The organism is Bacillus sp. JJ1503 (genome assembly GCF_036965125.1).
Lineage (GTDB): Bacteria > Bacillota > Bacilli > Bacillales > Cytobacillaceae > Cytobacillus.
This window is the reverse complement of record NZ_JBALOZ010000104.1, coordinates 4661-13665: the sequence shown is the minus strand read 5'-3', so window position 1 is coordinate 13665 and position 9005 is coordinate 4661. Positions and strand designations below refer to the sequence as shown.

At 36.5% G+C, this 9005-nt stretch carries 9 protein-coding genes; 2 read left to right on the top strand and 7 right to left on the bottom strand.

The window, feature by feature from the left end; all coding sequences use genetic code 11:
* Window positions 1-152 precede the first annotated feature (152 nt).
* Window positions 153-716, top strand: a complete 564-nt coding sequence (locus V7149_RS09505; protein ID WP_335345393.1) for a YhcN/YlaJ family sporulation lipoprotein — start codon at window positions 153-155, stop codon at window positions 714-716.
* A 47-nt stretch (window positions 717-763) separates the two neighbouring features.
* Here the strand turns inward: V7149_RS09505 and V7149_RS09500 are convergent, their stop codons facing one another.
* The 5 genes from V7149_RS09500 to V7149_RS09480 all read right to left on the bottom strand — a co-directional run bounded on the left by V7149_RS09500 (window position 764) and on the right by V7149_RS09480 (window position 4088).
* Window positions 764-2233: a pyruvate kinase gene (locus V7149_RS09500; protein WP_335345392.1), complete on the bottom strand. Its 1470-nt coding sequence runs from the start codon at window positions 2231-2233 to the stop codon at window positions 764-766.
* Between the two features lie 119 nt (window positions 2234-2352).
* Window positions 2353-2556: a DUF6501 family protein gene (locus V7149_RS09495; RefSeq protein WP_335345391.1), complete on the bottom strand. Its 204-nt coding sequence runs from the start codon at window positions 2554-2556 to the stop codon at window positions 2353-2355.
* A gap of 41 nt (window positions 2557-2597) precedes the next feature.
* Window positions 2598-2837 carry a hypothetical protein gene (locus V7149_RS09490; RefSeq protein ID WP_335345390.1) on the bottom strand — a complete coding sequence of 80 codons (240 nt, stop codon included), beginning with the start codon at window positions 2835-2837 and terminating at the stop codon, window positions 2598-2600.
* A 135-nt stretch (window positions 2838-2972) separates the two neighbouring features.
* Complete coding sequence (locus V7149_RS09485) at window positions 2973-3146, bottom strand: hypothetical protein (protein WP_335345389.1); 174 nt, start codon at window positions 3144-3146, stop codon at window positions 2973-2975.
* Window positions 3147-3290: 144 nt separating this feature from the next.
* Complete coding sequence (locus V7149_RS09480) at window positions 3291-4088, bottom strand: VOC family protein (RefSeq protein WP_335345388.1); 798 nt, start codon at window positions 4086-4088, stop codon at window positions 3291-3293.
* Window positions 4089-4282: 194 nt separating this feature from the next.
* Between V7149_RS09480 and sda the strand changes: the two genes are divergently transcribed.
* Window positions 4283-4414, top strand: coding sequence for a sporulation histidine kinase inhibitor Sda (sda, locus tag V7149_RS09475; protein WP_066287900.1), 132 nt, complete (start codon window positions 4283-4285; stop codon window positions 4412-4414).
* 92 nt (window positions 4415-4506) lie between these two features.
* On the opposite strand, the gene odhB is transcribed toward sda, so the two are convergent.
* Both odhB and V7149_RS09465 read right to left on the bottom strand, forming a co-directional pair.
* On the bottom strand, window positions 4507-5769 hold the full coding sequence (odhB, locus tag V7149_RS09470; RefSeq protein WP_335345387.1) for a 2-oxoglutarate dehydrogenase complex dihydrolipoyllysine-residue succinyltransferase: 1263 nt from the start codon (window positions 5767-5769) through the stop codon (window positions 4507-4509).
* Between the two features lies 1 nt (window position 5770).
* On the bottom strand, window positions 5771-8611 hold the full coding sequence (locus V7149_RS09465) for a 2-oxoglutarate dehydrogenase E1 component (protein WP_335345386.1): 2841 nt from the start codon (window positions 8609-8611) through the stop codon (window positions 5771-5773).
* Window positions 8612-9005: the final 394 nt, after the last annotated feature.

Genomic DNA, 9005 nt, shown 5'->3' with positions numbered 1-9005 from the left:
GTTCATTAGATAATAACTAAAAAAATTTATGTATTGTATTCAGTCTGTCATTTATGACCTTATATTGCAAAAGTTCCATGGATATTATGGATAAAAACATGGAAACATAGTGATGTAGTATTAAAAAGAGTAATAAAAAAGGGGGTAAATTTATGAAAGTGAAAGCGATTATCGCCTCATTATTTACAATGTCCATTCTTGCTGGATGTGGTGTTAATAATGATAATAATGTGAATGAAACTGCAATGAGAAACCGTGATAACTTGACAAGAGTAAACAATCCAGGCACGAATGACTTTAATGTTTTTGACAACAGGGATATGAGGAATACAAATATAACTCCAGTTAGAAATAATAAAAACGCTCTAAATAATAGCTCTAAAATGCGGGTAGCTGACCGTGCAGCAGATAAAATCGTCTCTATGCCTGAAGTAGATCACGCAAATGTAATTGTGACAGATAATAATGCCTATGTGGCGGCACGGCTAGTTAATAAACAAAATGGCTTATCCCGTGACATAGAACGAAAAATTTCTGATCAAGTAAAATCAGTCGATCGTAGTATTAATGATGTTTATGTATCGGTAAACCCTGATTTCTATGATCGAATGAACAATTATTCAAATGATATTCGCAACGGCCAGCCAGTCGAAGGGCTTTTCGATGAGTTCTCAACTACAGTTCGCCGTGTATTCCCAACCCATTTTAATAAATAATTTTACCACAATAAAAGAGGATCTAACCAAAAAAGTTAGGTCCTCTTTTATTGATTTTGAATAAACGTCTCTTTTCTCCTGTTGGTTTCGGAGGTATGTTTCATTATCATCAGTTCATATAGAGTTTTTAATGCATCAACGGCGTATTCACCTTTATTTAACATAATACAATCAGCTCGGAGCCCCATAAATGCATCCGTTAGTTCAGCTCTTGATGGCATGCCTTTTTTTGTTAGTTGCTCAAGTACACCTGTTGCCCAAATAATTGGAATATGTGCAGCCTGACAAAGATTTATGATTTCCTCTTGGATAGATGCTAATTTAGTAAAACCTAATTCAACAGCAAGATCGCCTCTTGCAATCATTATTCCAAATGAATCGAAATTAAGTCCCTCGATAATAATTTTGGATAAGTTATGGAACGCTTCCTTTGTTTCAATTTTTGCTATGATCCCTATATTCTTTGGCGGCAATGAATGTAAGAGCATCCGAAGTTTCTCTAAATCTCTAGGGTGATGTACAAATGAAAGACCTATGGAATCCGCTAGTCCATGTACAAAAGGAAGGTTCCCTATATCAGTGTTTGTCATGGAAGGCATAATAAAGTGAACAAAAGAGTCAGGAAGATTAAGCCCTTCTTCTTCACGAAGCTTCGTTATTTTTTTATTTGTTTTTAAGATGGTAATACCTATCCATTCATCCGTAATGGAACAAACTTCTCCAATGATTTTTCCGTCATTAAAAAACACTTTGTCTTTCAACGAGACATTTAGTAATGCTTTTGGCGAGTTTATTGAAAAGACTTTAGCTTCCATTGCGAATAATTCTAGAGCTAATTCGTCTCTAATTATTGTAATCATATCTCCTGGCTTCACATTAAAATAAGGTCTTTCCTCATTAGACGGCTTTTCAGGGTAAAATATTTTTTCTACTCTAATTTTTGGACCAGCTAATTCCATATGAATTTTACATAAGTTTCTCTCTTGGCCAAGTTCTAATTCCGCTTCTCGAACACAATCAACAAGCTTTTTCCATATTTCTGGAGAGTCATGAGCACAGTTAATTCGTGCAATATTCATCCCATGGTGAAGCAAATCCTTTATAATCTTTTGATTTTGTAGCATGGATGAATGAAGAGTAACCATAACGGAAGTTTCAGTCCTACCGAACAGCCCCTTATTGCGGTCCTGTTTAATTTGATTGGACATATGCGGACATAGATCATATGTAGAAGATTGATCAATAAACTCTAAGTTATTTAACATTTTTTCAATTGAGTAATGAATATGAGGATGAATAGTCGAGAATGATGATAGGCCTTCCTGCAAAAGAGTAAAATCCAATTTCTCTGAATAAATATCCCTTAATTTTAGGAAAGCTTTTAAATTTTCCTTACTTAGGAAAACTGTAGAGTTTTCATTCATTTCTTGTTGCCCGACAATCATAATGTTTTTATGCAGGCTTGAAAGGATATTATTTAATAAATTTTGGTTTTCATTTATAACATCTCTAATCATTTGTGAACCACCTCATTATGTATCGTCACATGTTAGTATATGGATTCATCATTAAATGGTGTGATAGGATTTTTATATAAAGAAAAAGCTGTCAACAATTGTTGACAGCTTCTTTGGATTTATGCATCTTGAAAGTAGTCTTTGTAATAGCCTCCGACCTTGCCAGTATTATCAACGATAAAATAAAATTCATCTGTTTCATTTTTTACTTCATATTCTTTACCGGCAGTTAATGCCCTATTGACAATATATTTTGCAGCATTTGTGTGGACGCACTTTACTTTTTTTAATGTTGCACGTTCATTCCAGTTAAGATGAATCAATGTTGCCACTTCCTTTATTTTTAATCTTAGTATAAAGAATTTTAGCTGGTTGCTGCAACATGATTCTTGTTTTTTGTTGAACTTTGCGGATACCGGTAGATTTTTTTACGTATGCTTTTAATTTGATGCTGTTCAAAAGGAAATATCTCAGTTGTAATGACATTTTTCAATGTTATATAGCAAACCTCACAAATGTGATCGATTCTGATAAACTCAAGATGCTCATATAATGTATCTTCGTAAATCAATTCAACTAAACGATAATCAGAGTAATATTTCATATGATGACCTTCTTTCTAAGAAGATGGCATTAGTTATTTACCACTTTCTCAGCATGTTTCAAACTTTAGGAAGGTCTTTTTATGAAAAAATGTTAAGTAAAACTTTAGACTATTCGGAAGGTCTTATAACATAATCTATACACTGTCATGTGTGCATTGGCATGAAGGAAGATGATGGATGACAGGAAGTCTGCAGAGTTGATTATTAATCCCCCTATTCTTTTTTTCATAATAATAATACGGTTTTTTTCTAAGTTCCTCTTGTTTATATTGTTCCAGCTTTTCAATAACATAAATTTGTTCATACATTTAAATTCTCCTCTCTGCTCTTCTTTAAACCTTATAGTATCTAATTATTGGTAAATTCTCATTGACCATGAGAATGAATCCAAATACAGCTTTAGACTGAGAGAGAAATCGAAAAACGCGTTGTCATTAGACAACGCGCAAGTATTATTGATAGTGTGAACCAAATAAGGAAATTGGCTGAGTCAAAATTTCAGGCACAAGCTGAACTGAAAATGGACGTTCTCCTCGTAATTTTAACGTATTATAGATAATTCCCTTTTCATCTAATGGTTCACAGAAGATAATTTTTGTTGATCCACAGTCAATCGTTGTTTTTTTCGTGGAGGAATCTGAATTGTTTACCGTGTATGTAATAGGAAAATCAAAAAGTCCAGACCATTCCTTAGCAGATTTCTCTCCATTTTTACAGGCAAAACTAATAGATTGAATGCGATGTTTTTCTAATTTCTGATCCATCATCCCAAGGTTCTTAAGTTCATTGAAACGATCCTCATCCTGCTGTTCCCATTCAATGAAAAATGGTAATGGCAAGGTTGACTCTTGATTAAGGAAGAGCATTTTCCATTTAATTGTCGATCCATCCTTCCTTTTCCTGCTCCCTGGAAAAATCGGAAATGTTTTGCACCCCTTTTTTTCAAGCTCTTTTTTTACTGTTAAGATATCTGTTGTACGGAAACAGATTTGCCCAATCCCTTCTTCTCTTTGTAAATCTGATACTAATTGTGTAATAAGAGGATTGTCCGAATTTTGAGCGATTTCTTCGTTTTCAATAGCAAGGAATTCGATATATGAGGTGCTATTATAAAGTAAGCTATTAAATGTTCCCCACTTTTCATGACTTCCCCCCATGACTGCTTGTAAGCCAAGCTTTTGCCATGCCTCAATTGCTTTCTTTGGGTCTCCCTTAATAAAATGAACAATATGGTCAAGTTGCAGTTCCATATTAAACCTCCTTTTCTTTAATTAGTTATTTAATCATACAAGCTCTATATGGTTCATTTCAAATATTACTACTTTAAGTTCATATCATATTCTTTTCATTTTTTTTGAAAATAGGGTTTTCAAAACGGATGGAAACGTTTAAAATGGAATGAATAGAAAGAATATTCAATCCATTTCCTTAGGAGGTAATGCTAATGAAGATTATGAGCAATGAACAGTTGGTCGTCTCTTATCGTGATGCATTAAAGTCTGGTTCAGAGAAAGAATGGGTTTGGATATTGAAAAAGGAAATTATTAAGCGTGGGTTAAAGCCAATTAAGAAGTAAATTTTGATTGATGATTGGGGCGGGAGTTTTTCTCGCCTCTTTTATATGGAAAAAAAGCAGAGTGGCTCTTCTTCCACTCTGCCGAACATATTTTACGCTTCAAAAAGAAGTGATTCAGGGTCTTCAATTAATTCTTTAACACGTTTTAAGAACGTAACGGCTTCTTTTCCATCAACGATTCGATGGTCATATGATAAAGCAATATACATCATTGGACGATTTTCCATTCTTTCAGCATCAATCGCAACTGGACGAAGGTTGATCGCATGCATTCCTAAAATACCGACCTGAGGCCCATTTAGGATTGGAGTAGAAAGCAGTGAACCGAACGTACCGCCATTTGTAATTGTAAAGGTACCGCCTTGAAGATCTTGTAAGCCGAGCTTATTATTTCTTGCTTTTATTGCAAGATCCATAATGTCTTTTTCGATTTCAGCGAAGTTCTTACGGTCTGCATCACGTACAACAGGAACGACTAAACCTTCTTCTGTAGACACAGCCACACCGATGTCATAAAACTTTTTCAAGACAATTTCATCGCCTTGAATTTCAGCATTTAAGAATGGGTTTTTCTTAAGTGCAGCAACGACAGCCTTTGTAAAGAAAGACATAAATCCGAGTTTTACATCATTTTCTTCAAAAAATTTGTCCTTACGTTTTTTACGAAGGTTCATTACATTTGTCATATCTACTTCATTAAATGTCGTAAGCATAGCCGCTGTTTGCTGAACTTCTACAAGTCGATTCGCAATAGTTTGGCGGCGGCGGGTCATTCGGATACGCTCAACCCTTTTTTCTCCATCTTGCTTAATAGGTGCAGGTGCAGCAGCTTTTGGTGCTTGTGCTGGAGCGCTGCTTGCCTGAGCCTGAGGGTTAAAGGTTGAAACATCTTGAGCTCGAACTCTTCCTAGTGGATCTACTGTAGGAACCTGACTTAAATCAATGCCCTTTTCACGCGCCATTTTTCTAGCCGCTGGTGAAGCGATTGGACGCTGTTGGTTTTCGTTAGAAGGAGCCTGCGCAGGAGCACCTGGCTCTGCAGGTTTTGTTTCAGGTACAACAGGTGCTTGTTCTTCTAGAACCGGCGCAGCTGGTTGTGCTTGTTCAGCCCCTGCTTGACCGCTTTCGTCAATAATCGCAATTGTTTCACCAACATTTACATTATCGCCTTCCTGAGCTTTTAATTCTTTTAATACTCCAGTAAAATCAGAAATAATTTCTACATTTACTTTATCTGTTTCTAACTCGACTACGAAATCCCCTTTATTAACGAAATCGCCTGGCTTCCTTAGCCATTGGGCAATGGTTCCCTCTGTTATTGATTCAGCTAGTTCTGGTACTCTGATTTCGGCCACCTTAATTTCCTCCTTCTTGCTTTTGCGTTAATGCTTCTTCAATGATGCGTGCCTGTTCAAGCTTATGAATAATAGGGTCCCCTTCGGATGGGCTAGAACGGCGGCGTCTGCCAACATATGTTACCTCTTTACCTTGTTCAGCAAGCTTTCTCAATCTAGGCTCAACAAAGGTCCATGCCCCCATATTTTTCGGCTCCTCTTGAACCCAGAGAATTTCTTTAAGATTTGGATAACGATTCATAATTTCCTTAAGCGCTTCCATTGGGAACGGATAGATCTCCTCTACACGTACAATATGGAACCAGTCTTGATTCGCTATATTTTTAAGATTTTCAGCTAAATCAATGGCCATTTTACCTGAAGCTAATACTAAGCGCGTCACCTTATCTGTTGCTTTGCCAAGTCCAGGCTGTTCAAGTACAGATTTGAATTCACCTTCACTTAAGTCTTTCGCACTTGATGCAACAAGCTGATGACGGAGAAGACTTTTTGGCGACATAATCACAAGCGGACGGACCTCTTCACGATTTAAAATAGCAGCCTGTCTTCGTAAAATATGAAAATATTGCGCTGATGATGATAAATTTGCCACAGTCCAGTTATTTTCAGCTGCTAAAGTTAAAAATCTTTCTAAACGAGCACTAGAGTGCTCTGGCCCTTGGCCCTCATAGCCATGAGGAAGAAGCATAACAAGACCCGATTTCTGTCCCCATTTAGCACGGCCCGCTGCAATAAATTGATCAAACATTACTTGAGCAGAGTTCGCGAAATCTCCAAATTGGGCTTCCCATAATACTAATGTTTCAGGGGCAAATACGTTATAGCCATATTCAAACCCTAATACCGCCATTTCGGATAATGGACTATTATGAACAGCAAACGATGCTTTAGCCGTTGACATTAAATGCAGGGGAGAATAGGATTTACCGGTTTCGTTATCATGTAAAACGATATTACGGTGAGCAAACGTTCCCCGTTCCGAATCCTGACCTGTTAGCCGGATTGGAGTACCATCAGTTATGATTGAGGCATATGCTAATGTTTCCGCATGCCCCCAATCGATTTTTGCTTCGCCTTCTATTGCATCCAATCTTCTCTTTAAAATCTTGTCGAGTTTATTGAAGACAAGGAAGTTTTCTGGGAAGCCTAAAAGCTCCTGATTTATTTGTTTTAATGCCTCAATTGGGACAGCCGTATCTATTTTTGGCAAGCCCTTTTCAACCATTTCAGGTGGTTCCATATCCTCAATTTCAATTTTTTTATTTGGAACCTTTTCATAGGCGGATTTTAATTTATCGATGATGGCTTCTTCCATTTTCGAAGCTTCATCCTTCGTAACAGCTGCTTGGCTAATAAGCCTTTCTGCATATAAATCCTTTACCGTTACTTCCTGATGGATGATTTTATACATTAATGGATTCGTTGTCATTGGTTCGTCCATTTCATTATGGCCAAATCTGCGATAACCAATTAAATCAATTAAGAAGTCTTTTTGGAATTTCTCTCTGTATTCACATGCTAATCTTGCTGCAGCCACACATGCTTCCGGATCATTAGCATTCACATGTAGAATTGGAATTTCATAGCCCTTAGCTAAATCACTTGAATACCTTGTTGAACGGGAGTCATAGGATTCAGTCGTAAATCCAATCGTATTATTCGCAATAATATGTATAGACCCGCCGGTGTCATACCCTTTCAGCTGACCGAGGTTTAGAGTTTCTGCAACAACTCCCTGACCTGGGAAGGCTGCATCACCATGAATAATAATGGAGAGAGCAGACTGGAAATCTACTTCAGGATATCCTTTTCTTGTCCGATCATCCTGTGCTGCACGGGTATATCCTTCAACAACTGCGCCGACAAATTCTAAATGGCTCGGGTTATTAGCTAGTGTCAGCCTCGCAATAGTTGTATTTTCATCTTTAATTTGCTTATCCAGGCCAAGGTGATATTTTACATCCCCTGTCCATCCATAGCTTATGCCAATGGAACCCTCAGATGGAACAAGCTCTTTATTAGGAGCGTGCTGGAATTCTGCAAAAATCATTTCATATGGCTTTCCAAGAACATGAGCAAGGACATTAAGGCGTCCACGGTGTGCCATCCCAATATTTATCGTTTTAGTCCCATTTGAAACTGATTCAGAAACAATTTCATCAAGTAAAGGAACCATTGAGTCAAGCCCTTCAATGGAAAACCTTTTTTGACCTACAAATGTTCGGTGCAGATACTTTTCAAATTCCTCTACTTCGGTAAGTCTTCTGAGGATTTTGGTTTTTTCTTCAGCATTTAAATTCAGGTTTAATTGATTGGATTCTATCTTTTTTCTTAGCCATTCTTTCTCATTCTCATCATCTACGTGATGAAATTCGAAAGCAATTGTGCCCGTATACACAGATTTCAAATATTCAATAGCATCGAGCCCGTTACGAAGTGGGATCTTTGCCTCTGTACAAATAAGGTTAGCTGGGATTGCTTTTAAGTCCTCTTCCGTTAATCCATATCGGGAAAGTTCGAAAAGGTTTATCTCTCGATCATGATTTTTTAATGGATAAATATCAGCTGCACGGTGGCCGTAGAATCTAATATTATCCGCTAGACGAATAGCCGCTAATGTTTTCTCTAACTGATTAGATGTAACTGCTACATTTGTCTCTGATTTAGGGATATTACTATTCTCTGTAACAGGTGACCCTGTCTCATCGAAATAGGCCCTCATTTCCGGATCAATGGAATCAGGATCTTGCAAATAGTTTTCGTACAACTCAATGACATAGCCAAGGTTAGGACCATAAAACCCTTGATTAAAAGGCCGCTCACCATTCAATGGCTTTTTCATGTAAAAAAACCTCCACCACTATATTTGAAAAGTTTAATATTCATTATTCTTTCCCTAAAAATTGATTAAATGAGTAAATTGGATAAATGTACATATTTAAATAACATTTAAAAGAATAATAATATTTTTAGGGTTCAAATAATTTCCAAAGTAATTTTAACACGTAAAAGTTAGATATTCAAAGGTTTTAAACATGGATATAGTAGAATATATTCGCATCTATAAATCTTATTTTAATAAAATATTTACCATTTTTTTCTGATATAGGCTAATTGCTTGATTTAATAGGAAAGAAAGCGGTTTCAATGATACTGGTCTTTCTTGCATGTGACTCAAATCATAAATTATTTATGAAAGAGGATTGACTTTTCTGAAAGTTAGAGTGTAAACTTAA

Bases quoted from the DNA above. Each gene is read 5' to 3' on its own strand.
- V7149_RS09485 (WP_335345389.1), bottom strand. From the start codon at position 3,146: ATGTATGAACAAATTTATGTTATTGAAAAGCTGGAACAATATAAACAA.
- V7149_RS09500 (WP_335345392.1), bottom strand. From the start codon at position 2,233: ATGATTAGAGATGTTATAAATGAAAACCAAAATTTATTAAATAATATC.
- V7149_RS09465 (WP_335345386.1), bottom strand. From the start codon at position 8,611: ATGAAAAAGCCATTGAATGGTGAGCGGCCTTTTAATCAAGGGTTTTAT.
- V7149_RS09490 (WP_335345390.1), bottom strand. From the start codon at position 2,837: ATGAAATATTACTCTGATTATCGTTTAGTTGAATTGATTTACGAAGAT.
- V7149_RS09480 (WP_335345388.1), bottom strand. From the start codon at position 4,088: ATGGAACTGCAACTTGACCATATTGTTCATTTTATTAAGGGAGACCCA.
- sda (WP_066287900.1), top strand. From the start codon at position 4,283: ATGAAGATTATGAGCAATGAACAGTTGGTCGTCTCTTATCGTGATGCA.
- V7149_RS09505 (WP_335345393.1), top strand. From the start codon at position 153: ATGAAAGTGAAAGCGATTATCGCCTCATTATTTACAATGTCCATTCTT.